The following is a 24,950-nucleotide window of genomic DNA, read 5'->3' on the forward strand; positions in this document are numbered from 1 at the left end:
GAGTATATTTTGAGAATTTGTTTTTAGCTTTTCTTAATGATGAGCCCAATATTGCCTGCCATATACATGGTTATCTCCTTGACCTTTTTTCTTTGTTCTAAAGGGATTTTTTTAATATTCCTATTACGGCCCGGTTTTTGTCCCCTTCACCATCGGTATCAAAGCTCCTTTCTTTCTGCTTTTTTAGTCGTCAGTGGTGTATAGATCACCATTGGAAAAAGCTGTTTCATACCACTACTTGGCGTGTTCTTTTTGATCCCAGTCTTTAAAATCACTTAAATAGTCCTTGTATTGCCGCTGCAGAGTTCTGGGGTTAACCCCATATAATTTGGCTACAACTGATCTACTTGAAGCCTTGTTACTAATGGACCTTTTTTAAGAAAGCAGCAAACTCCGTGCTCATTCGGGTTCCCTGTGCAACTAAATTCCAATCTCTCTAGACGACTTTACTGGTGTGTTTATCTATCCATCTTCTCCTTATTACGTGCAGGTACACGGTTTTATCTCGAAAAGGAAAATCCTGAATAGTAACTTCCTTGGGAAAGCCTTTGGAGGTGAGTATACCAGAGGAATGTTCCTGTAGGGGGATATTCCATTCTTCAAAATAAAGGTGAAGAACCTCTTCCTTTTCTTTATTGCTTTTTACTAAATCGAAATGCTCCACAAAAAACTGTGCCAATACGAGCTTTATTAATTCCAGGTAATTCCCCCAGAACCTTGAGATTGTCCAGGAAACCGCTTCTCATCTTGCTTTATAAAGTTTGCTTATGGTGTTTGCTGTCCAGGGTTTGATTATTCAGTAATTAGATCCGCTGTTTGTTTTAACATAAATAGCCATTCTACCGAGCCTTTTTAAATACTTTTCAGCGGATTTTGTTCCGGTAAGTTCTATAATTTTATCTTTGGGGGTATGCCCGTGCCTGTGGTCGGGCAGTTCCTCTTCTTTATTAGACCCCAAAAAGCTTACTGTAGTGGAATCCAGCAGGAATATTTCTTGATTTAATTTTTAATTTCACCAGCCTAAAGAAAGCCTGTGGTCCTAAACTTCTCATCAGCTCATTATAGTACTTCCTGAAAAACGCCCAGTCCAGTCTCTGGAAAGATCCGGCTTTAAAGAATATTATTAAGGGTATAGTAAATCCTCCGGTTCATTAATTCCAATCCCTTCTCACATTTCATGCTATTGACCTTAAGGTCGTAAATATAGCCTGGCACCATCTCTTCTAGTTCAAGAAAAACTTCTGTGCGTTCGTCATTAATTTTGACCGATTTAACCTTTACCGGCTGAAGATCCATTTTTGGAGAACCATAATCTCTGTGGTATTCATAATAATAACGAACAAATTCATAATCTTCCGGTTGGTCTCCCATTTCTGGAGCCAGAGGACGGGTATATGTTAGTTTAAAGCCATTTTCAGAAAGGTTCATGTTCAGGATATCAAAAGGTGTGCCTCCATTATAGTTGATTTTCTGAATTCCTCTTCCTCCAACCCAGGTGTAAGCTGTTTTTCCTACGTATAGGCTTTTCTTGTCGGGACCGAATACCATCCGATGATTTCCCTTGGAAAGACCTGTGGAATCCAGAAAGTTAATTGTGGCACCCTGGAAAGAACCTTTTACCTCCTCAAGCATGACCCGAAGTAATTTAGGATAATTCATTTCACCTACCAATAACTGTTTTCCATAGGGTCCAAACTTTCCTTCGGGGATAGGAAGTATTTCCGTGGGTGAGTTAGAAAAAGTATTGTGTGGAAACAAAATAGCCGCTTTGGTTCTCATGGAATCCAAAGCTAGGACCGGAAGGGTAAGAGGATCAACATTCCAGCCTTCTTTCCAGACCAAACTCGAAACGTGACCATAAAATTTTCCTTCTTCAACGTAGTACATTTTACTGGTCCCTAGCCAGTCACCCTGGTTATCGGTGACAAATAAATTACCATCATGATCAAATCCTATTCCATTAGGTGAACGGAAGCCCATAGCATAAGGTTCTATTTTGCCTTCTGGTGTTATTTTCATAACCCATCCTCTGTATGGAACAGCAGAGTACATACGCCCAGGTCTACCTAGTTCGTTAAGCTCTCCCCTTTTTTCACCCCAGATCCCGGCACCATTAGAGGCAGTGCTCAAAGATATAAAGAGGTTTCCCTCGGCATCTTTTACAGGTCCATATGCAAATTCGTGGTAATTTCCTGATAGGCCGAAACCATCAGTAACTTTTAAATATTCTTCAGCAGTCCCGTTCCTGTCAAGATCTGATAATTTGGTAAGCTCCGGGCGCTGCATCACCAGGATTTCATGGTTGCTTATTGCAGAAATGCCAAGGGGATCATGTAACCCTTCTGCAAATAACTGCCACTTCTTGGATTCTATATCATATACCATAACTTCACCCCTGTGGAAACACGCTACTAAATTCCCATTCGGCATAAAATCCAGTCCGCCCACCTCCCCAAGATGAACCTCTTCCGGAATCTCAATGTCTTCAATCGTATAGAAATTTTCTAATCTTTCTTCCTCATTTTCCTGCTTGTCTCCGCAGCTCCATATGGGAGCAAAAAAGCAGGCAAGGATTAACAAGCTAGCAAATCTGTTTGTTCTATTATTATCCATTTTTCACTGTTATTATTAATCGAGTTTCTTCACCACCTGGATTCAACTTAAAATATTTCCCTTCCCACTTGCCACGTGAGCTGTTTATTTCTACTTGATTATCACCCTTAAAAAACCAAAGAGGTTTATATAGATGCTCGAAAACGAATTCCCTTTTAAAACCTGATGTCTCTGTAAGAGGTGTAATCTTCTCTGTAACTTTAATTTCGTCTAAAAGGTATTGAAACGAAGGATATCTATTTTCCATTCTGTATCCTTTATATTCGGGTTTTGGAATATAATTCTTTGCACCAATTCGGATGGGGAATTCGGTTTCATCACGAAAAAAGACCGTTCCAACTACCTCTGCTTTATCGTTTCCATTACCTGCCCAGTTTTTTTCAAGATCTACAAATCCTCCCTGCCACGCATACCTTAACCTGCACTGGCCAGCATCCCAGCAATAGCTAATATCCCCTGGCATTCCCACAGCTATACTGGCAGGACCAGAATCAGGCATAAACGTACGGTATATAGCCGGAAGTTTTACAGCCATATGCTCATCAGGATTTTGCTTATCCTGTGGAGGAATGTTAGGGTCGTCCTCCAAATCTGGCATCTCATCATTTTCAGTAACGTAAATGGCACCATACATAATTGAACCATGACCAGGGAATGTACATACGTAGGAATAAACACCTTCTTCTTCGGGTGCTTGGAACATAATACTCTTTTTTTCTCCAGGTTTCAGGATTGGAATATAATTAAGCACCATTTCGGTTTTGGGAACAAAGTCATTACTGTCTTGCTGACCAATAAGTTTAGCCGCCAAAGACACTACTTCTTCCCTGGTACCGGGTTCCGTAATCAACAAATTGTGCGACATTTCATCGGTGTTTTCAAGCGTTATTTTCACCACCTCTCCAGGCTTTACCTTAAACCTCACCACATCATATAGCAATCCAGGCGATGTTATAAATATTTCTCTTGGAGCTGTCTCAGTAGGAGGAGAGTTTTGGCTATTTCCCTCCAGAGGAGTAAATGAAAAAGAGAAAACAAGGAATAACAATATAAAAAATGATCTGTACATTGGAAGTCTATATAAAAATTTGTAAATCCGGTGAGGGTTTCCTTTGAACGGAATAAATTGAAAAAAATTATTCTGATATAAATATTTAGTTAAATGCCATGTTCAAGTTATAAGTGCAACTGGCCAGGTTGATTTTAATTTTTCTATTGGACTAATGTAGCCAAACTTTCTTACCTTTCTATTATTAAATCAATTGCTCAATTTCTTTTATCCTTTCTTCAAATTATAGGTTTAGGTCCGTTTTCTTGGGTAAAAACCTTCTAATAAGTCCAATCCTATTCTCTACAGTGAGAAGTGTACGGCCTAGTAAAATAAGTGTTTACATTATGTTTTTCGGCAATTTCCTGATGTCCTGCAAACTCCTTCCCATTGTCAAAGGTTATTGTTTTTATCCAACTGTAAAAAATACCTTCGATCTATTCATGCCAGATACAATCTTCTTGTACTATCCTCCATTAAAGAAATTTTCTTACGAAGCGACCTGCTTAACATAAAGCCATAGTGGAGGTGAACTTTCATTATTTCTTATTCCCCAATCAAATCTTCTTATTTCCATCTTTCTGTTAATAAATTCATCATAAAGATATTGGTATCCCATTGATCAACAATTGGCTGTTTAGTGAAAGGCAAAAGGGGAAGGTAAGGGGGGGCACCAAACTCAGGTGTAATAGTCAGAAAATCAGAACCTTTTTGCCTGTGCAAGGCAATTACTCTATCCCACCAACAGAGATGGGTATCTAGCACCTTTTTCCACTCCGGAGCTTGGGGATCATTTATTTGCGGCCCTTCCTGAAAACCAACTCTTGCATGTATATGGTCTGTATGATAAATTGCTTTCGCAACTGCCTCTTCTTGATCCTCGAGCAGGCTTTCGGCAACATTACACCAATGGGATATATCAAGAGTAAGTCTGATTTCAGAAAATTTTATTAAGTATTCTTTTGTAGTGTGGGCTGCGAAACTCCACCTGCCACGATGCGTCTCGTGAATTATCTTTACACCCATTTCCTTACTTATTTCACGAGCTCGATTAATAAGGGTCATATTTTGGCTTTGTGTATAATAATCCTTTCCTGTGTGTGAATTTATAAACAACGGTTTGCCCTCACATAACTTGAATAAATGTTTCTCAAACGAATATAAGTGGGTATTAAAATTACGGTCTGTGGTACGCCACTGCTGACCTATAAGTTCCAAATCATAATGTGTTAATCCATCCAACATTTCAGATTTTTCAACTTGATCCATCTCAGAAGAAAAACTCATTTCAACACCATCATACCCGGCATCTCGGACCTTCCTTAAAAAGCGATCGAAAGACAAATGAGTACTGCCCCAGCGTGGACAAAAATATTTTATTTCCATTTTTAAAATTTAGGTTTTTTAATTTTGGTAAATCTTGTGTAATACCTGAAAAAGATTTCAGCAGGGTATATAAAAAGCTAATTATACAAGTTATCACTGTTTTTCAATTTTTAGGACAAAATTTATCTCGATCACTGGAGAGCACAGGAGTTGAATTGACCCAATTCATGTAAAGGTTAGGTTTTATTAACTGTTTTTATTTTATGGTTTCCTATGCCAATCTGAACCCTCTTTTTGGTAACAATGAAATTCGATTTAAAACGGCATGCCGTTTTGTTTCTAGCCATTATGTTCATTAAGGTTATTTTTGCTTAAAATCTGCCTCTCCAGACATTCCTTTTCCTTTCTTCTTTAAAATATAATCATTTGGCACTCTTTCAAGAGGCGTATAAGAAGAAGTATTGGTTCCTTTGAATGGTTTATTGGAAATCTTGTTATAGGCAGATATCAAGGACCAACGAGAGGATTCACTTCTGTTACTATTTGAACGGTGCAATAAATTACTATGAAAAAAAAGAGTATCCCCAGGATTCATTTCCACATACACAAGTCCAAGGCGTTCCTTTGCTTCTTCAACTCTTTCCATGTCTGCTCCAACTTGTTCCCCTGAAAATCCATGTTCTACTCTTCCCATCTTGTGAGAACCTTTTATTACCTGTAAACACCCGTTTTCTTTTGTAGCTGAAGTAAGGGCTGTTAACACACTGAGCATATCTGGAAACAAAAAGCCATCCCTGTACCAATAACCATAATCCTGATGCCACTCCCACGCACCTCCTACTTTTGGTTCTTTCTGCATAAGTTTAGAGTGAAAGTGAGCCGCTTCCCCATTTAAAAGAATCTCCACTCCCGACACCATTCGATCACAACGAGCTAGTGTGCTATAAATACTATCGTCTAACGAATACCACAAGGTTAATTTTGTCCTTAATCCTTCTTTGTCTCCCCTGTCATAACTCTTTTTATTAATTATTGGATCCTCTTTAGCAATACCATACAGTATATCTACTTCCTCCTTCTCCAAGAACGAAGGGATTAATAAATAACCATCACGATCAAAGGTTTCCTTATCCTTCAAAGTTAGTTTCTTGTAACTCATAATTCAAGCTAGTTTAATTAAAATAATATTTAATTTAGTTATTTAGAAAATTTAATCGATTTAATTTCAGGAATTCCTGTTTTTAGAATAATCCAGGCCAAAAAATAGGCAAAACCAGAAATAAGAAATATATAAAAGTAACTACCTGTCTTTTCCAAAATAAAACCGACGAAAATAGCATAAAGCATCCCTCCCAAAACTGCTGAAAGAGTGGAAAGGCCTGTTACGGAGCCAATCGCATTTCTGGGAAATACATCGGATATAATGGCATATACATTAGCCATCCATCCGGTATGGGCAGCAGCAGCAAGACTTATAAGCCCAACTGATAAATACAAATTGTCCGTCTGGGAGACAATAACAATAGGAAGAACACTAACTGCACAAATAAGCATTGTAACTTTTCTGGCAAAATCTAAACTTTTATTCATTTTGATTAGATGAGAGGATAACCATCCTCCTAAAACACTTCCTATATCTGCAATAACATAAATAAAAATCATAGGCAAGGCTATATCTGTAAGAGTAATTTCATGTTTCTCTTCCAGAAATTTGGGTAACCAAAAAAGCAAAAACCACCATGTAGGATCAGATATAAACCGAACCAGACATACAATAATTGTTTCTTTTTTTAATAGCACCTTTCCCCATGGCACACTATTGGATTCTTCCTTTTTATTGCCTGCCTGTATATATCGTAACTCTTCTTTAGAAATTTTAGAATGCTGCTCTGGCTTGTTGTAAGTAAGAAGCCAAAAAACTATCCAAATAAATCCTAGTGCTCCAATTCCTATGAAAGCCCATTCCCATCCAAACTGCAAGGTAATCCAAGGTACTAATAATGCAGCGGCTATGATCCCCACATTCGAGCCCGCATTAAAAATTCCGGCTACCAGAGCTCTTTCCTTTCCCGGGAACCATTCAGAAACCGTTTTTAAGGCTGCCGGAAAATTTGCTGACTCTCCTAATCCTAATGCGAAACGGGATAAGACAAAACCGCTCAAACTTCCTGCAAAAGCATGCCCCATCCCTGCCAAGCTCCAGATAGCAACAGCCAATGCATAAAGAATTTTAATTCCTTTATGATCCAAAAGTTTGCCTACTAAAACTACACCTATACCATAGGCTGCCTGAAATGCAGCTATTATATATCCATAATCGATTTCGCTCCACCCAAATTCTCTTTGTAGATTCGGCGCAAGAATACTAAGTACATGGCGATCTATGTAATTTAAAGTTGTCGCAAAAAATAATAGGGCACATATTTTCCACCTATAACCTATTTTTTTTCTTAATTCCTGTGTGATAGGAGGATTTGTTGCCTGCTCTGGGGGTTCATTTTCTGTCATCAATTGTAGTTTTCAGTATTTTGGGTAATCGCATCAATACGTTTTTTCTTCTTCGGCCATCTTTTGTTGAGTTTTTCCCATGCGTCCATATATTTCTTCAAATGGGCTAGCTTTTCTTCTTTAAATTATATGTCTGCAATCCTACAGTGCCTTTGAATCCTTGTTCTGTAAAAGCACTGAGGAATCCGCGGGCACTGTAATTTCCCTCTCCAATGGTTGAAAAAAATATTGCCAGAGATTACCACTTTTATTTTCAACAGGCTCATCTGGCCCATTAAGACTTATGGTAAAGAGGTAAGGAATCACACTTTCAACCACCGGTATAAAGGCTTCATAAGCTTCAGTTCCTATATCGGCAAGAAAATGATAAAGATTAAAAGTAACGTCCAGGTTTCGGCGGTTCAACTTCTTAGCCAGCCGTGCAGCATCTTCTAAATTGTGCACCCCAAAATTAACGTGTGGATAAATCATAACATTAATCTCATATTAGTTGGCCATATCCGCAATTTCCCGAAATATGTAAACAGCAATAGCATTATTTTCCTTGGAAAAGGCTTATATTTGTTGCTGGTAATATAAAACATAGGCATAGTTCTAATTCGTTCTAGCCTTCTAAGAACCTCCCTTTACTTCTTATCAAAAGGCTGTTCTTCCTCATCATCCAAATTAATGTTGAGGTCATTGTATAAAGTTCCAGCTAGTTTTCATCCAGGGCTTCAAACATTATGGGAAAATTGTCAATGCCTTTTTTTCCATACCATCATACGCCTAATGATTTAAATAATGTACTTGTTCTTGTGGAGTATCATATTTTGATCTTGCACGGCATTGTTGAAAACAAAAAAAGGATAATCTTTTAATTGTTGTCCAGACATATTAATCGTGCAGCAAAAAATGCTGAAAAGATTTATATATCTCTTCATCGCGCAAGTACTTAAAAAAAATTAATCAAATATTTGGCTCCATGGTGAACGTAGAGCTATATATTTCATGGCATTGGCAGCGTTATCATTTTTAAATTCCTCACTCTCAGGATCCCAATGAAGTTTGCGGCCAAGTTTTATGGCGATTAATCCTATCTGGCAAATGGAAACTACACGATGTCCTACTTCTACCGGTTCTAACGTCTTGGTTCGGTTCTTCACTGCGTCTAGGAAATCACGTTTATCTTCTTTGGTACTCGCAAAGTTTACTTCTTCAGAATTTTTTTTGGTATCTAATATTGAGGCGCTGCTAGCTGTTATCTTATCCGGATATTCTACTTGCACCCATCCTTCGCTGCCTTCAAATCTAATATAAGGATTCTCAGTTTTATATAAAAGCTGCACACCGTTTTCATAACGATATCTCAATTTAAAACTGTTGACGGTATTCCAAAGTCCTGTGGTAAATTCTCCGGTTCCTTCCACCTCCACCGGACCTGTGTACTCTGTATTATTAGCCCACTGAGCTATATCGAGTAAGTGAGTTCCCCAGTTTGAAATCATACCGTTGCAGTAATCACTAATTCGCATCCATCCCGGTCGCGCCTGAATCTCCTTACGGTTATGCACACGTTTTTCAGTATAGGGAGCAAACGGAGCAGGTCCTAACCACCTATCATAATTCAATTCTTCCGGAACAGGCATGGTAGGTTGAGCTGGTGGTACTTCTCCGTTCATGTCAAAAGGGACGCCAGCGTGAATTGTGTGTAATTCTCCTATACGTCCGTTTCGCACTAATTCCGCTGCTCGCCAGAAGGGTTTAAGCGATCGGAATTCACTATCAGTACGGCTAATAATTTTATGCCTTTTTACAGCATCAACCAAAGCCCTTCCCCCAGCCAAATGTGTAGACAATGGCTTTTCTACAGAGAAATCTTTTCCAGCTCTGGCAGCCATAATTCCCATTGGTACGTGCCAATGATCGGGCGTAGAAATCATTACAGCGTCTATGTCATTACGTTCCAACAAATCCCTAAAATCCTCATGGCTGGAACATCCTTTAAAGCTTTTTCCCTTTGCTTCCGAATAATACTGATTAACTTTTTGGAGTCCTTGCTCCATGCGCCAGCTATCTACATCACAAACAGCCACCACTTGCGCATCCTGCGCTTCGAGGAACTGTGTAAGGTTAGGATGATATGCCTGACGACCCATACCAATCATCCCGATGTTAATACGATTGCTGGGGGCTTTGGCGCCGAAAACCGAAGAAGGGACTATGCTAGGAAGCAACAATCCTCCGGCAACAGCTAAGGAGGATTTTGTCAAAAATTCTCTTCTCTTAATAAAATTAATTTTATTATCCATATTACTAATGTATTTTTTCACCTATCAACAAAAATTTTTTCAAAACTATAATTTTCATTCGAACTCTTTTATCTTAATGTTGCGGAAAGCCACCTTACCTCCATGATCTTGTAGTAAAATATGTCCCTGCTCGGCTTCCCCAAAATTTTTAAATTTACTGAACTTACTTTCTGCCACTCTTTTTCTGAAGTCTTCATTCCCCCTCTCATACTGCACTACTATGCGATTATTCAGCCAGTGCTCCACCTTGTTACCCTTTACCACAATCCTGCTATGATTCCATTCACCCAGGGGCTCAGGAGATTTATTTTTTGCTGGATATATTTCATACAATGAAGCTAACGTATAATAATCGTTCGGCTGCATTTTACCTTCCAACATCCATGGGTGATTTTCATCATCCAAAATCTGATATTCTAATCCGACACCGTACTTTTCATTATCAGATAATCCTTCTTTCACAAAATACTTTACTCCGCTGTTGCCTCCCCTAGTGATCATCTTCCATTCCCAATCTAGCACAAAATCATCAAACTGCTCTATAGTAATAATATCACCTCCGTTGCCAGACTCCTTACCGTCCGTGGAATTACTCCAAAGCATACCTTTCTCAATTTTCCATCCCTCACTGGGAAAATTCTCCTGATTAATACCGCGCCATCCCGCTGTTGTCTTTCCGTCGAAAAGAAATTTCCAATCTGCGATAGGCTCAGACTCCGCCAACTCATTAGCCTCTGAAGAAGAAATACCACTTTGTTGTATATTATCTTGTTGTGCTTTTTGTTCTCCACATCCAAAGACAAAAAGAATAACACCTAAGAAGAGACAGAAAGAATATCTTCTCCTTAATTCAGTATAATTATAAATATTTCGCATTTTTAATAAGAATTTGTTACTAATAAAAATCAAACATAGTAAAATAGTTATTGATAAAAAAAATTGGCTTTTGCAAGTAATAGGATAATTTTTGCAATTATAGTTTAGCGACCATATGGTATAAGCTGATATTGCCCTATTTTTGAGATAAATCTTCTTTACTGTTTGAAGAACACTTTATTATACACACAATAAACATTTATGACAAAACCTTCTTTTTTAAAAGTTTTTAATACACCAGGGGCATCCATAGACATCCGACATGAAAAAGTTCCATATTTCAAAAATCCCTGGCACTTCCATCCTGAGCTTGAATTAACTCTAATTCTGGAAGGCTCAGGTACACGTTTCATAGGGAATAGATTGGATAGGTTCAATAAAACAGAACTCACTTTAACCGGTCCAAATCTTCCTCATTACTGGCATTGCGATCCTATTTATTATCAAAAAGATCATAAACTGAATGCAGAAGCTATAATAATACGTTTCCCGGAGAACTTCTTAGGTAATGGTTTCTTTCTCTTACCTGAAATGTATCATATTAACAATCTCTTTAAAATGTCCTATAGGGGGATCAAAATAACAGGAGATTTAAAAGAGCAGACGGCTAATGTAATGAGAACTATGATGCAGATGGATGGAGCAGAAAGAATTATTGTTCTTTTACAGATTCTGAATTCACTGGCTAATTCTTCAGAATACCAAATATTGTCCAGCATAAGTGTAGGGAAAACATATAAAACAGCTGATATGAAGAGAATAAATAAGGTATTTGAATATTTAATAAAAAATTTCAAAATGCCTATCCGATTAAATAAAATAGCATCAGTTGCTAATATGAATCCTTCCGCTTTTAGTCGGTATTTCAAAGCAAAAACAGGAAAAACCTTTACTGAGGTTCTTCAGGAAATTAGAATAGAGCATGCTTGTAAAATACTTGTAGAGGAAGATTATACCGTATCCAGGGCTTGCCATGAATGTGGATACATAGATCAGTCCTATTTTATAAAACAATTTAAGCGTATTACCCATCAAACACCTCTACAGTACCAGAGCCGGCACAATAAAAATTTTACAATTTGACACTAACTCTGCTGATGCGTTTGTACTTCTTTTCAAAAAGCAGTTTAGGATAGACCTATAATTTAGTTGTGTTGAATTGGCTACTGCATTCAAAGTTTCAAAGCCGGAATCTATCAATCCGTTGGGATGTTAGGATGGTTTGGAGTTATGAAGTATCTTGCAAAACTACAAGCACTTGCCGATAATATAACAACCTTTGCTTTGACCTCATAATCCCTGTCTTCTTTGTTGATCTCCCGTTCCTTACCTTAGCATTGGAAAGTGCTTTACCGACCAAAGCATTTACAACAACATCAACATTCCTGTTTCTACAGCAGAAATTTCCAAAACCGAGGAAGAGGAAAAATTGGCATATGCCATACATTACCGGGAGCCTTGACTACAAAAAACAAACCCTTTTCACAGGTCGTATCAACACAGAAAGCCATACCTTAATTATAGGAATTCCCGCTTTTTAGCTCCTATCGGAATGTTCAATTTGCATAATCGCTGCTTGGAAGTGGGAGTTGGATTTTCAGGGACTAAGCAGACCCCTTTGACCACCCTTTTTAGTTATCTGTCGTTCTGGCGGATAACCCCTTTTTGTAAATAAATTTATTGCAAAAGAATGGATTATCAAAAGATGAATAATGGCCGGAAAACCAAAACGAATGCTCGTAAAAAGTATAATAAGCTTTCCTGACCTTTTACTTAGTCACCGGCAGCAAATTGAAAAAAACTCACTTTCAATATTTTTTGAGAAGCATTAAAAACCTTTGTTTCTTTTTTCGTGGTATTAAATTATTTACTTAGGGAAAAGTTTAAAATTTATACCACTATACCCCTGCCCGCTTCTTTTCATCCATTTTCAGGACGGTCATGGACTGAAATGTATGGGGGTAAACTTTACACCATATAAAAAATCAAAATTATGGAAAAAAATTTTTGCATTGATAAGAAGCAGCATAGTGCAGGATACTCCAATAAAAGTATTAGAATATATTTGAATCAATGTTAATGGTTTTAACAAAAATGTTGTATGCTTGAAAAGATTAAGGATCTAACAAAATCATTGGGCCCCGGATTTATTATTGCATCTGTTGTATTGGGGCCAGGTAGTATTGCGGTAGCTTCACGAATTGGATCAGAGGAAGGTTATTCCTTTTTATGGGTGATTATACTTGCTGCTATTTGTATGATTGTCTATACATCAATGGCGGTAAGATTTGGGGTGACAAAAAAGGAATCTATGCTTGAAACAATTGCCGAGAAATATGGACGTTGGTTTGCAGTTTTAATAGGAATTTCATCATTTATGTCGGCTTCTAGTTTCCAGTTTGGAAATAATCTCGGGATTGGAATTGGAATGGAGGGGATTACCGGGATTGATGAACGTGTTTGGCCGTTTTTTTTTACATCTCTGGCAATAATGTTGCTTTTTTGGGCAACGAACTTGTACAAAGTGCTAGAAAAGCTAATGATGGTGCTGGTTATGATAATGATTTTAGCTTTTTTTGTTAATCTACTGCTAACCGCACCAGACCTGACTCAGTTGGCCAAAGGATTTTTACCGTTATCGTTAAAATTGGATGACATGGATATAGTTGCTGCTTTGGTAGCTACCACTTTTGCTGTAAACGGCGCTATTTATCAATCCTATTTAGTTCAAAATAAAGGCTGGAAAGAATCAAATTTAAAGCGGGGGCTCAATGATAGTTATATGGGGATATTTTTTTTGGCTCTAATATCCATTTTGATCATAATTACCTCTGCGGCAGCGTTAAAACCTCAGGGTATTACGGTGAATTCAGCTGCGGATATGGCATTGCAATTAGAAGCTTTGTTTGGGAGTTATGCGAAAATAATTTTTAGTCTTGGATTATGCGCGGCAGCTTTTTCTTCATTAATGGTTAATGCTGTAATTGGTGGCGGTCTTTTATCTGATGGGCTGGGATTGGGAGGATCAATGAATGAGAAGATGCCTAAGGTTTTTACTGCTGTTGTTTTATTATTAGGAATGTTAGTCGCCGTCTTTTTTCGCGGAGATGTCATATATGCCTTAATAATAGCACAGGCCTCAACAATCATGTCAGTTCCTTTAATTGCTATTGGTATGTACCTGATCTTAAATAATAAACAAGTTATGGGGAAATTCCGTAACAATCCTCGGCACAATATATTAGCTATTCTGGGGTTCCTTTTAATTAGTTTTATAGTCTATTTCTTATATTCTAGATTGCTAACTTTTTTAAGTACGGTTTAATATATAAAGCAAATTTTAAATAAGTATGGTTGTGAACGATGTACTATTTTTAACACAAAAGCTAATTAGTTTCAATACCATAAATCCTCCCGGTACTGAAATTGAAGCCGCAGAGTATATCGGTGGTTTGCTTTCCAAAAATGATTTTTTAGTTGATTATGTTCCCTTTAAAGAAAACCGGGTGCACGTGATAGCTGAAAAAGGACTTTCAGATGATGTTGCACCAATTGTTTTCACAGGTCATTTCGATACGGTTCCTTTGGGAGCCAGAGAATGGACTGAAGATCCATTTGGAGGGGTAATAAAGGACGGTAAGTTGTATGGGCGGGGATCCAGTGATATGAAAGGGGCAGTGGCCGCTATGGTTATTGCTGCAATTCAGGCTTTTGAAAATGATCCTCCTGAGGGAGGTATTCGTCTAGTTCTCACTGCGGCTGAAGAATTGGGATGCCGTGGAGCAAAGGATTTAGTGAAAACTTACAAGAAGTTAGGACGTGCAAGTGGTCTTATTGTAGGTGAGCCAACAGGCAATATTCCGGGAATTGGACATAAAGGGGGATTGTATTTAAATTTAACAACATCTGGAACAACTGCACATTCTTCAATGCCGCACCTTGGCGATAACGCAATTTATAAAGTGGCTAGAGCTATTTCAAGGGTGGAACAATTTAATTTTGGAATAGAAGAAGACAAATTGCTTGGATTCCCAACTATTAATGTTGGTCAGGTGTTTGGGGGGTTGAATATAAATTCGGTGCCAGATTCTGCCGGTTTTACCATTGATGCCCGTACAACCACAAATACTAATCATGAAGAAATATTTTGTCAACTCCAAAAAGAGCTCGGTGATGCAGTTGCTATTGAGATTTTGGTAGATTTGCCGCCCGTATCAACCGATGAAGATGATCCGTTTGTACAAGTAGTATACGAAGTATGCGGTATTTCAAAAGGTGATGAAGGATTCCCTAAATCGTTGCCTTATCTTACAGATGGATCTGTACTACAGAAGGCTTATAACAATGTTCCAACTATTATTGTCGGACCAGGGCAAACAGAAATGGCGCACCAAACAGATGAATTTTGTTATACAGCCAAGCTAGAGGAGGCTGTAGAAATCTATAAAAATATCATATTAAAAAACCATTTATAATGACTGATTACCCGGAAAAAATATCGGATGACAAACAGCTGGAAGAGCTGTTGTCCAAGCCAACTGCAGAAACAATTGAGATGTTTAAACGGCTGGATGGTGATATAATATTTCTCGGTATAGCCGGGAAAATTGGACCTTCTTTGGCTAACATGGCAAAAAGGGCCTGTGATGAGGCGGGAGTGAAGAAAAGAATTATAGGTGTTTCCCGGTTTCGATCTCCAGAAGAAAAAAAACATATTGAAGAAATGGGGATAGAAACTCTTCAGGGAGATTTGCTTGACAGAAATTTTCTTGAAAGTTTACCAAGAGTTAAAAATGTTTTTTTCCTGGCAGGTATGAAATTTGGTTCCGAAGATAACCTTTCTCTTACCTGGGCTATGAATTCTTACCTGCCGGCTTTAATTGGTGAACATTTTAAAGAATCCAGAATTGTGGCCTATTCCACTGGCTGTGTATATCCACTTGTATCAGTTGAATCAGGAGGTTCAAAAGAAACTGATATGCCCGTACCTGTTGGTGAATATGCACAATCCTGCCTGGGTCGTGAAAGAATGTTTGAATACGGGAGCAAGAAAAATAATACACCTGTGGCACTTATCCGCTTAAATTATGCCGTAGAACCACGTTATGGAGTATTAGTGGATATCGCTACAAAAGTAAAAAACAACGAACCTGTTGATTTAGCCATGGGGTACTTTAATGTCATCTGGCAAGGTGATGCCAACGATGTGGTGCTTCGGTCACTTGATCATACTAAATCGCCGGCCCGGGTAATTAATCTCAGTGGTCAAGAAATTCTTTCTGTGCAAAATGTTGTACAGGATTTTGGGATATTGTTTGGTGTCAAACCAAAAATGGTTGGAGAAGAGGCCAACACTGCGCTTTTGAGCAATTCTAACCAGGCTTATGAATTGTTTGGTAAGCCCCAACTTCCAATTGATAAATTGATAAAATGGGTGGCATACTGGTTGGAAGAAGATAGAAAGACACTGGGAAAACCCACCCATTTTGAAGTAAGAGATGGAAAGTACTAAACAGCAAATAAGAATAACAATAGGAAAACTAACCTGAGAGAAACAAGATATATAGAATGAACTATACAGAAATACCTAGCAATGTTTTAAGTACACTACAAAAAGGAGTGGTGATTCCAGCGCTTCCTTTGGCACTTAATAAAAACAGGAAATTAGATGTACGTCGGCAACGTGCTTTAATGCGGTATTATCTTGATGCCGGTGCCGGCGGAATTGCCGTGGCTGTTCATACAACGCAATTCGAAATAAGACTTCCCGAAATCGACCTTTATGAGCCGATTTTAAAAATAGCCAAAGAAGAATTTGATCGTTTTACGATAGAAACAAAGAAACCAGTCGTACGTGTTGCCGGTGTCATCGGAAAAACAGAACAGGCCGTTAGTGAAGCAAAATTGGCTTTAGATAATGGTTTTCATGCAGTGCTTCTTAGCGTTGCAGCATTTAAAGAATCTTCTAACGAGGAAATACTGGAGCATTGTAGAGCTGTAGCCGATGTGCTTCCGGTAATCGGGTTTTACTTACAACCGGCTGTGGGTGGTAGAAAACTCGATGTGGATTTTTGGAGGGGATTTGCTTGTATCAAAAATGTTATAGCCATTAAGATGGCACCATTCAACCGTTACCAGACTTTTGATGTTGTACGTGGAGTAGCCGAATCGGGTAGGGCAGAGGAAATCACTCTATACACAGGAAACGATGATAATATCTTGGTCGATCTTTTGTCTGAATATGAAATAATAGTTGGTGGTAAAATTGTCAGAAAAAGAATAATGGGTGGTTTACTTGGACATTGGGCTGTCTGGACAAATTCTGCAGTTAAATTACTGGAAGAGGTGCAGAATGGCCAATTTGATAGCAATACCCGGGAAGCTTTAATTCGTGCACATCAAATCACCGATAGCAACGCAGCTTTTTTTGATTCTGAAAATAATTTTACCGGTTGTATCACCGGGCTTCATGAGGTTTTGAGACGACAGGGATTGCTTGAGGGGTTATGGACATTAAATGAAGAAGAGGTTCTTTCACCCGGGCAGAAAGAAGAGATTGACAGGGTTTATGCTGCATATCCACATTTAAATGATGATGAATTTGTTACAGAAAATCTCAGTAAATGGATGATGTCATAACAGCTTTAAATCATTAGAAAGTGAATCCTTCAGTTATTTATAATGAGAATTATTGTGAGGGTAATTGTTTCTTCAAAACATGCGGAGTAAATAATTACATTTGGGAATTGTGCCAGATTAAATATATACTATAATGGATGAAGGAATGGTAAGAATGGCAGGCTTATTATTCCAATACATAGAAGGTACCCCTCCTATTGGTTTGATTTTAAATTTTAGATTAAAGCACTTACGAGGTTTCTGATGCTTCCCTAAATATTTATAAAGTATGATATACCAATAAAGTAGATTTATTCTCGGGCAACCTAAATCGTATTGAAAAAAGGAGTAAGCATATTAATGGAAACAGAAATTGTGTAGAATAGAAACTTAAAGTATAAATAAGAGAAAATGAAGAGAAGGGACTTTGTAATAAAAGGAAGTTTGGCGTCATTGGCATTGACAACGTCTACATCAATGTTAGGGAATCTTGGCTCTTTTAAGGCTGCCAATGATGTCGTAAACATAGGGGTAATCGGTACAGGAAGTAGGGGAAGCGGATTAATTCCGTTCATTAACGAAATAGAGGGTTTAAATGTAGTTGCCTGCTGTGATATTCTTCCTTTTCGTTTGCAAGAAGGACTTAGAAGAACAAAAGGAAAAGCGGAAGGTTATTCGGATTATCGTAGATTATTGGATAATCGAGATGTTGATGCGGTTTTGGTTGCGACTCCATTCCATACGCATTCCGAAATTGATATGGACGCATTGGATGCGGGGAAACATGTTTATGGAGAAAAAACCTTAGCCAAAGGCAATGGGGAAATCCGAAATTTATTGGTAAAGGCAAAGCATTCAAAAAATATATTTCAAACAGGGCACCAGTTGCACAGTTCGCGATTATATTCTCATGTAGTTGAGTTGATAAGAAGCGGGAAAATAGGTGAGATTGAGGTATTTGAATGCCAGTACAATCGAAATACAAGTTGGAGGCGGCCAGTGCCTAGTCCCGAATTGGAAAAGATTATTAACTGGAGGATGTACAGGGAATTTTCAGGAGGTCTTTTAGCGGAACTGTCCGCTCATCAAATCGATTTTGCTAATTGGGTAATGGATTCTACTCCCGTGCAAGTAATGGGGACTGGTGGACTCGATTTTTGGAAAGACGGACGTGAAATATACGATAACATCCACGTTATTTATAGTTACTCTAATGGGGTAGAAGCTAAATTTACTAGCCTAGGCACCAATGCAATGGACGGATATCAGATTAAAGTTAAGGGGAGTAAGGGGACAATAATATTAGGTTTTTCAAATGCTTGGTTTTATCCCGAGGGGAATCAAGAAAAAGTGCGTGGTGTGGTGGATGGAGTCTCGGGTGCAACAATACAGTGGGAAAAAGGTAAAGGTATTCCTATAGAACTGGGTCACGCTGATCCGAGTCGGCAAGCATTAATGGATTTTAGGGATAGTATTGCCAACAATAAACAACCTATTTCTAATATAGTAACAGGTGCTAATACTGCCATTTGTGTCCAAATGGGCCTGGAAGCTATGTATAATAATGAAATTGTAAAGTGGCCATCGGAATTCGATTCTTTGTTAAAAAGCATCTAAAAAAGGATTTGGAATAATTTGAGCTGAGATTCGTATTCTGAAGAAACCGATCAATTGAAGGTATTAGAACAAAAAGGATTCTTATGAAAAACACCTTATAAAAAACATTAGGTCATTGAATATTAGAAACAATATGGTCAAAATGATTTTATGGGTATATAAAATTTAAAAAAAGGATGAGGAGTTGAGGAATACTTCGATTTTGAATCTGTTCAAATACAAATAAAAACAAAACAATTAAATTCCAAAGGAACAAGTATACTGTCCATTGGTGCTTACATAATAAAAAATTAGAATGGCTGAAACAGAGGCTTTAAAAATAATATTTTGCGTTTAGACCCAGATATCTTTGCCACCCCACAAGCTTTTTATGTAGAGCTTAAACCAAGAACAGCATGATTGCTTTTTGATCAATTTCTGCGTATGGTAATTTATAATGATAATACTTCTGAATTAAATTTTGTGAAAGATGAATAAAAGTAATTTATTAAAAATTTTTATAGGTCTCTGGGTTTTTTTACCAGTAAAAGCTCAGGAGAAAATTTTTCCAGACAAATTTGATGGTGAGATTCAGTCCTTAATTAATTCTATGACTTTAGAAGAAAAGGTACATCAATTAGCAACTGAATACCCAAACGCAAATAAACGCCTGGATATAGAAAATTTGAGCGCAGGTGAATGTTTACATGGTTTAAAGATGCCTGGGGCTACTGTATTTCCACAAGCTCTGGCTATGGCAAGTACTTGGGATGAAGCATTAATTGAAAAAATGGGTAATGTTGTGGCTAAAGAAGCAAGAGCTTATGGAATTCACCAATGTTACTCACCAATGATTTCCGTGACGAGAGATGCCCGCTGGGGTCGTATTGAAGAAACTTTTGGGGAAGATCCGTTTTTAGTAGGATCTATTGGATCTGCCTACATTAAAGGGCTTCAGGGAATGGGAGATCAACGTTTTGACAAAGATCATATAATAGCAACAGCAAAACATTTTGTTGCCGATGGAGAGCCAATGGCTGGTGACAATGGAGCAGCGATGGATATTTCCGAATACCAATTACAAAATGTACACTTGTATCCCTTTCGAATGGCAATAAATGAAGCTCTGGTAGGGAGTATTATGCCTGCACATCATTTGCTGAATGGGATTCCCTGCCACGTTAATCAACATATCATGAAAGATGTTTTACGGGACCAATATAGTTGGGATGGACTAGTCGTATCAGATAACCGGGATTTAGAGCGATTAAAAAGTATTTTTAATTTTGTCCATGATTATGAGGATGCAGCGAAAAAAGCCCTTGAGGCCGGTGTTCATCAAGAGTTAGCAATATTTGAGGGCTGGACTAAAGAAAGGATGTATGGTGATAATTTAGTTAAAGCCGTAGGTGATGGTATAATAGATGAGGAGTTGGTGAATCAGGCAGTTGCGATGGTGCTAAAAGCAAAATTCGCTCTAGGTTTGATTGGGGGAAATGTGGATGAGCGGTTTGATATGATACTACATCCGGAAAACGGAAAACCAAAAGCAATCTCTTTCGAAGATTCTGAAATGTTCTCTAAAGCTGATTATTTTGGCGTACCTAGGAATAATTATAAGGAAATTCTTAATTCACCTGCTCATAATCAGCTAGCACTGGAGGTGGCACGAAAATCCATAACTTTATTAAAGAATGATAACCAATTGCTCCCCCTTAATTTTAATAAGTACAAAAATATTGCGGTAATAGGACCCAATGCTAATGAAGTGCGATTAGGAGGCTATTCTTCTTCCAGACCAAAATATTTTGTTACCGTTTTGGAAGGGATAAAGCAGATGGCAGGAAAAGAAGCGAATGTTAGATTCGCACAGGGATGTGATTTTACTGAAGAAGAAAATAAAATTCCAGAAGCTGTAGATTTAGCCATGGAATCAGATGTTATTATTCTGGTTGTGGGTGGATCGGAAGAAACAACCATGGAGAATGAGGACACCGATGATTTAGCACTGCCAGGAGCTCAGGATAAATTAATAAAGGCTATTGCTACAACAGGTAAACCTTATGTAGTATTTTTAATTAATGGACGCCCACGTGCAATAGAATGGGCAGCCGAACATGCTCCTGCTATTTTAGAAGGATGGTATTTAGGACAGGATACTGGTACCGCAGTTGCAGAGGTTCTATTTGGAAAAGTTAATCCAGGAGGAAAATTACCTGTGACCTTTCCCCGTAATGTAGGCCAGGTACCTATGTTCTATAATAAACTCGAAACAGGTAGACCCCGCAAAATCTATAAATCGGATCCGGAACCTTTATTTCATTTTGGGCACGGCTTAAGTTATACTACATTCTCTATAACTGATATTAATTTAAGGACTAAAAGTATTACCGTAGGCGATAGTACAACTATTAGGCTGACAATAAAAAATACTGGGACTGTTAAAGGTGATGAAGTAGTACAATTGTATATACATGATTTGTTATCTGAAAGAATTAGGCCACAGAAAGAATTACGCGGGTTTAAACGCATATTCTTGAATGCAGGGGAATCACGTGTTATCCAATTTAACATTGGCGAAAAACAACTGGAATATTGGAATGGAGATTGGAGAGTGGAACCAGGGGAATATGAAATAATGATAGGAACAAGTTCGGAAAAATTATCCAAACATAAATTAACAGTAACGAAAGCTTAAAAATTTTATTTTTTTTGCTATTTTAAAATGGAATGATGTGGGGGAAAGAAAAATTTTCAATGAATGTGCTCCAATCATAGTCTAATTATATTTTATGAACAAATTATTGAGTCGTCGCAGCTTTATTATAACATCTACTGTTGGTGGCATTGGAATGGGCATTGCAGGTGGCGCCCCTTTTGGTTATGGATTTAACCTCCCTTATGTGGACGTGAGGGTGGGAATAATAGGACTTGATACTTCTCACAGCGTAGCTTTCACGAAAATGCTAAACGACACTGAAAAAGAGGCGCAATTTAGAGGCTATAGGATTGTAGCCGCTTATCCTCACGGAAGCAGAGATATTGAAAGCAGCGTTAGAAGAATTCCGGAATATACAAAAGAAGTAAAGGAAGCAGGTGTCGAAATAGTAGAATCCATAAAAGATTTACTGGAAAAGGTAGATGTGGTATTATTAGAAACAAATGATGGAAGGCTACACCTCGAACAGGCAATGGAAGTTTTTAAAGCTGGAAAACCAGTCTTTATTGATAAACCAATGGCCGGGTCTCTCTCTGATGTGATAGCCATATTTAATGCTGCGAAACGATATAATGTTCCTGTCTTTTCTTCCTCTTCATTAAGATATGCTAAAAATGCCCAAGCGATTAGGAAGGGAGAATTAATAGGTAAAGTATTAGGGGCTGATACCTTCAGTCCGGCTAAACTGGAGATAACTCATCCAGACCTGTTTTGGTATGGTATTCATGGTGTAGAGATTCTTTTTACAGTAATGGGAACGGGTTGTGAAAGTGTAATAAGTCAGCATACGGAGGATATGGATGTAGTAGTTGGGATTTGGCAGGATGGGCGTATTGGTACATTCCGGGGAGGACGATCAGGCAAAATGGGTTATGGAGGAAATGCTTTTGGGGAAGAAGGAGTTGCTGAAATAGGACCTTATAAAGGTTATAAACCATTATTGACAGCGATTATTGAATTTTTCAATACAGGTAAGGCTCCTGTGAGTTCAGAAGAAACCCAGGAAATTTATACTTTTATGGAAGCTGCTGATGAAAGCAAACGTAGAGGAGGTAAACCGGTATATTTAAAAGAAATATTACCAAAGCCTTGAAGAATTAAACCTTATCAATTCCCATCCAAGGCTTTTTCTTTTTACAGCATGCGGCAATATTTCTTATCCACACGTCAATAGGAGAAGAAACACAAAGGAGAATTCTGAATGGCAACTTCCTTAAAAAAGAATTTTAGGATAAATTGTGAAGGATGTTCATAGAGGGATGGTATAATCGGTTCTTCAATTAAAATAAATAGAACCTTTTTGGTCTCGATAACAGTTCCTTTACGTAGTTAGTTTTTGCCTTTAGGTAAAGCGCTGGAAATTTTAGGTCAAAAGAAGTTAAACCTTAGCAGTACCTAAATCCGCACAATTATTTTATAAATTAGACTCTGAAGATAAGTCGATTCAAAACAATTAGGAAACCATGAAAAAACTAAATTTTATTAATATTCTTTTATTAATTTCTGTTATATTGTCTGTGATGGGATGCAGATCTAAGTCTTCTACTGCTACAACAACATCAGATAATAAAATTCGGGTTTTAAGTTATGATTCAGGGTGGTGTTGGTTCCAAGATGAGAGAGCAATTATAGACGGTGATCAAATTCTGTTTTCAGGGGTGACATCAAATGGAGAAATTACTGTCTCCAGTTATAATATAGAAACAGGAGAACGGCAGGTGGTAGTAATGAATGGGGAATCATTCGAGACTGACGACCACAATGCGGGAGTGCTTCTTTTACGGCCTGATGGAAAATATCTAACAGTTTACGCCGGACATGGCGATGAACCAAAAATGAGATACCGAATATCGGCCAATCCAGGAGACATGAGTCAATGGGAGCCGGAAAGAATAGCCGAAACAGGCGGAAATACTAGTTACTCTAATGTTTATCGACTAGCAAACACAGGAAAAACCTATAACTTTCATCGGGGCATTAGGAATAATCCTAATTATATGACTTCCAATGATGATGGGAATAGTTGGAATTACGGAGGGCAGCTTTTTGCTTTTAGAGGCCGGCCTTACCTAAGATATGCTTCCAATAACAAGGACCGTATTCATTTTATAACAACAGAAGAGCATCCCCGGCATTATAACAATAGCATCTACCATGGGTATATCCAAGATGGCTATGTAAAAAAATCGGATGGTAGTCACTTAAGCCGATTAAGCAATAATGAGAAGACTGATCTTAAACCTCAAGACTTTACTCCCGTTTTTGACGGAAACTCAGATACACGTGATAAAGTGGCCTGGACCAGTGATATCGAGCTAGATAAAGATGATAACCCTTATATTGCTTTTTCAGTTACACAAGACCCTATTTCATTGGGAGAAACCGCCAATACAGAAGATGGTGGTTTTGACAATCGCTACCACTACGCGCGTTGGGATGGAGAACGATGGAATGAATATGAAATTGCCTATGCCGGCACCCGCCTTTATGCTGGAGAAAATGAGTATACAGGACTTATAACCTTGCATCCAGACGATCCAAATGTTGTTTATATATCGACTAATGTGAATCCAGAAACAGGAAACTCTTTTATTGGTGGTGGAAAAAATCATGAAATCTTTCGTGGAACAACTGCTGATGGGGGAGCTAGTTGGAACTGGATCCCTATAACCAAAAATTCTGCGGAGGATAACATCAGACCTATAGTTGTGTCAAATGATAAATATGAAGGTGTACTGTGGCTTAATGGTCGGTATACAACTTATAAAAATTATGATTTAAAAGTACTGGGAATTATCAATGAGAAATAAGTTGAAATTATTTTGTATTCGAATTTAAATTTATAACCCACCTCTGAACCGTATCGGATTTTAAAATTAGAGGTTAGCCCCTGGAATTTTAATCGGAAATTTAATTGGTGAAGTTCGGAAAATTTGGTCCACTAAGGAGTAGGAAAATAGCCTTCTTTTATGATTTGATCGCTGCAGATCCTATACCAGTTAATCCTGGTGGTAATGGTATTCTGCGCGTAATGTTTCTAAGAACAATTAAGTTGAACATTGGTTCAATAGAGCGAAAGTATTGGAGAATGTAACAGAGGGAATGATTATTTCCGCCAGTTAATTTTGAGAGAGCAAATATTCAAAATGTAATAATTTTGGATAAGTGGAAAGGGATTCTATCCTCTTACAAAGTTATGGAGTTCGCGTAGAATCCAATAATAGTAAAATAAATGAATACGATTACTCGTTAGTTTGCCCGTAAGGATAAATACTTGCTACTACGAGCTCTCAAGAATAAATTTAAAATGCCTCCTATTGAAGAACAAGCGCATAACGCGTAACAAGGTATTCGA

Annotated in this window: 18 protein-coding genes and 1 pseudogene; 9 read left to right on the forward strand and 10 right to left on the reverse strand. The window is 37.9% G+C overall.

From position 1 onward, the window contains the following. Positions 1–436 precede the first annotated feature (436 nt). The 10 genes and pseudogenes from RM529_RS10750 to RM529_RS10790 form a co-directional block, all read right to left on the reverse strand. Positions 437–724 (reverse strand): ISAon1 family transposase N-terminal region protein, encoded by a 288-nt coding sequence (locus RM529_RS10750; RefSeq protein ID WP_432264532.1) that lies wholly within the window; start codon positions 722–724, stop codon positions 437–439. Positions 725–1,110: 386 nt separating this feature from the next. Then, on the reverse strand, positions 1,111–2,613 hold the full coding sequence (locus RM529_RS10755) for a DUF7133 domain-containing protein (protein ID WP_311484798.1): 1,503 nt from the start codon (positions 2,611–2,613) through the stop codon (positions 1,111–1,113). Continuing rightward, entirely contained in the window at positions 2,606–3,682 is a 1,077-nt protein-coding gene (locus tag RM529_RS10760; RefSeq protein ID WP_311484799.1) for a plastocyanin/azurin family copper-binding protein, read from the reverse strand. The genes RM529_RS10755 and RM529_RS10760 overlap by 8 nt, the downstream gene beginning before the upstream one ends. 102 nt (positions 3,683–3,784) lie before the next feature. After that, positions 3,785–4,080, reverse strand: a pseudogene (locus RM529_RS18125) (IS30 family transposase); the annotation flags it as partial. 148 nt (positions 4,081–4,228) lie between these two features. Next, positions 4,229–5,047 carry a sugar phosphate isomerase/epimerase family protein gene (locus RM529_RS10765; protein WP_311484800.1) on the reverse strand — a complete coding sequence of 273 codons (819 nt, stop codon included), beginning with the start codon at positions 5,045–5,047 and terminating at the stop codon, positions 4,229–4,231. A gap of 301 nt (positions 5,048–5,348) precedes the next feature. Beyond that, on the reverse strand, positions 5,349–6,146 hold the full coding sequence (locus tag RM529_RS10770) for a phytanoyl-CoA dioxygenase family protein (RefSeq protein WP_311484801.1): 798 nt from the start codon (positions 6,144–6,146) through the stop codon (positions 5,349–5,351). Positions 6,147–6,184: 38 nt separating this feature from the next. Continuing rightward, positions 6,185–7,495 (reverse strand): MFS transporter, encoded by a 1,311-nt coding sequence (locus RM529_RS10775; protein WP_311484802.1) that lies wholly within the window; start codon positions 7,493–7,495, stop codon positions 6,185–6,187. Positions 7,496–7,636: 141 nt separating this feature from the next. Continuing rightward, entirely contained in the window at positions 7,637–7,966 is a 330-nt protein-coding gene (locus RM529_RS10780) for a hypothetical protein (protein ID WP_311484803.1), read from the reverse strand. Positions 7,967–8,439: 473 nt separating this feature from the next. Then, complete coding sequence (locus RM529_RS10785) at positions 8,440–9,747, reverse strand: Gfo/Idh/MocA family protein (protein WP_311484804.1); 1,308 nt, start codon at positions 9,745–9,747, stop codon at positions 8,440–8,442. Positions 9,748–9,840: 93 nt separating this feature from the next. Beyond that, positions 9,841–10,662, reverse strand: a complete 822-nt coding sequence (locus RM529_RS10790; protein WP_311484805.1) for a 3-keto-disaccharide hydrolase — start codon at positions 10,660–10,662, stop codon at positions 9,841–9,843. Positions 10,663–10,863: 201 nt separating this feature from the next. On the opposite strand from RM529_RS10790, the gene RM529_RS10795 reads away from it, so the two are divergent. From RM529_RS10795 to RM529_RS10835, 9 genes are all read left to right on the forward strand, one after another. Further along, positions 10,864–11,745 carry an AraC family transcriptional regulator gene (locus RM529_RS10795; protein ID WP_311484806.1) on the forward strand — a complete coding sequence of 294 codons (882 nt, stop codon included), beginning with the start codon at positions 10,864–10,866 and terminating at the stop codon, positions 11,743–11,745. 1,018 nt (positions 11,746–12,763) lie between these two features. Then, the gene (locus tag RM529_RS10800; RefSeq protein WP_311484807.1) at positions 12,764–13,987 is read left to right on the forward strand and encodes an Nramp family divalent metal transporter; all 1,224 of its coding nucleotides are present in this window, start codon (positions 12,764–12,766) and stop codon (positions 13,985–13,987) included. A 31-nt stretch (positions 13,988–14,018) separates the two neighbouring features. Continuing rightward, positions 14,019–15,137, forward strand: coding sequence for a M20 family metallopeptidase (locus RM529_RS10805; RefSeq protein WP_311484808.1), 1,119 nt, complete (start codon positions 14,019–14,021; stop codon positions 15,135–15,137). Then, complete coding sequence (locus RM529_RS10810; protein ID WP_311484809.1) at positions 15,137–16,174, forward strand: NAD-dependent epimerase/dehydratase family protein; 1,038 nt, start codon at positions 15,137–15,139, stop codon at positions 16,172–16,174. Before RM529_RS10805 ends, RM529_RS10810 begins: the two co-directional genes overlap by 1 nt. A gap of 56 nt (positions 16,175–16,230) precedes the next feature. Beyond that, positions 16,231–17,301: a dihydrodipicolinate synthase family protein gene (locus RM529_RS10815; protein WP_311484810.1), complete on the forward strand. Its 1,071-nt coding sequence runs from the start codon at positions 16,231–16,233 to the stop codon at positions 17,299–17,301. Between the two features lie 390 nt (positions 17,302–17,691). Continuing rightward, a complete protein-coding gene (locus RM529_RS10820) occupies positions 17,692–18,897 on the forward strand; it encodes a Gfo/Idh/MocA family protein (RefSeq protein ID WP_311484811.1) in 1,206 nt (401 codons plus the stop codon). 469 nt (positions 18,898–19,366) lie between these two features. Next, positions 19,367–21,574 (forward strand): glycoside hydrolase family 3 C-terminal domain-containing protein, encoded by a 2,208-nt coding sequence (locus tag RM529_RS10825; protein WP_311484812.1) that lies wholly within the window; start codon positions 19,367–19,369, stop codon positions 21,572–21,574. Between the two features lie 94 nt (positions 21,575–21,668). Beyond that, entirely contained in the window at positions 21,669–22,688 is a 1,020-nt protein-coding gene (locus tag RM529_RS10830) for a Gfo/Idh/MocA family protein (RefSeq protein ID WP_311484813.1), read from the forward strand. Positions 22,689–23,253: 565 nt separating this feature from the next. Next, positions 23,254–24,405: a BNR-4 repeat-containing protein gene (locus RM529_RS10835; RefSeq protein ID WP_311484814.1), complete on the forward strand. Its 1,152-nt coding sequence runs from the start codon at positions 23,254–23,256 to the stop codon at positions 24,403–24,405. The last annotated feature ends 545 nt before the right edge of the window (positions 24,406–24,950 follow it).

The organism is Autumnicola edwardsiae (assembly GCF_031846505.1).
GTDB lineage: Bacteria > Bacteroidota > Bacteroidia > Flavobacteriales > Flavobacteriaceae > Autumnicola > Autumnicola edwardsiae.

Coding starts and splice junctions, on each gene's coding strand:
- RM529_RS10755 (WP_311484798.1), bottom strand. CDS start 2,613: ATGGATAATAATAGAACAAACAGATTTGCTAGCTTGTTAATCCTTGCC.
- RM529_RS10760 (WP_311484799.1), bottom strand. CDS start 3,682: ATGTACAGATCATTTTTTATATTGTTATTCCTTGTTTTCTCTTTTTCA.
- RM529_RS10765 (WP_311484800.1), bottom strand. CDS start 5,047: ATGGAAATAAAATATTTTTGTCCACGCTGGGGCAGTACTCATTTGTCT.
- RM529_RS10770 (WP_311484801.1), bottom strand. CDS start 6,146: ATGAGTTACAAGAAACTAACTTTGAAGGATAAGGAAACCTTTGATCGT.
- RM529_RS10775 (WP_311484802.1), bottom strand. CDS start 7,495: ATGACAGAAAATGAACCCCCAGAGCAGGCAACAAATCCTCCTATCACA.
- RM529_RS10780 (WP_311484803.1), bottom strand. CDS start 7,966: ATGATTTATCCACACGTTAATTTTGGGGTGCACAATTTAGAAGATGCT.
- RM529_RS10790 (WP_311484805.1), bottom strand. CDS start 10,662: ATGCGAAATATTTATAATTATACTGAATTAAGGAGAAGATATTCTTTC.
- RM529_RS10795 (WP_311484806.1), top strand. CDS start 10,864: ATGACAAAACCTTCTTTTTTAAAAGTTTTTAATACACCAGGGGCATCC.
- RM529_RS10800 (WP_311484807.1), top strand. CDS start 12,764: ATGCTTGAAAAGATTAAGGATCTAACAAAATCATTGGGCCCCGGATTT.
- RM529_RS10810 (WP_311484809.1), top strand. CDS start 15,137: ATGACTGATTACCCGGAAAAAATATCGGATGACAAACAGCTGGAAGAG.
- RM529_RS10815 (WP_311484810.1), top strand. CDS start 16,231: ATGAACTATACAGAAATACCTAGCAATGTTTTAAGTACACTACAAAAA.
- RM529_RS10820 (WP_311484811.1), top strand. CDS start 17,692: ATGAAGAGAAGGGACTTTGTAATAAAAGGAAGTTTGGCGTCATTGGCA.
- RM529_RS10825 (WP_311484812.1), top strand. CDS start 19,367: ATGAATAAAAGTAATTTATTAAAAATTTTTATAGGTCTCTGGGTTTTT.
- RM529_RS10830 (WP_311484813.1), top strand. CDS start 21,669: ATGAACAAATTATTGAGTCGTCGCAGCTTTATTATAACATCTACTGTT.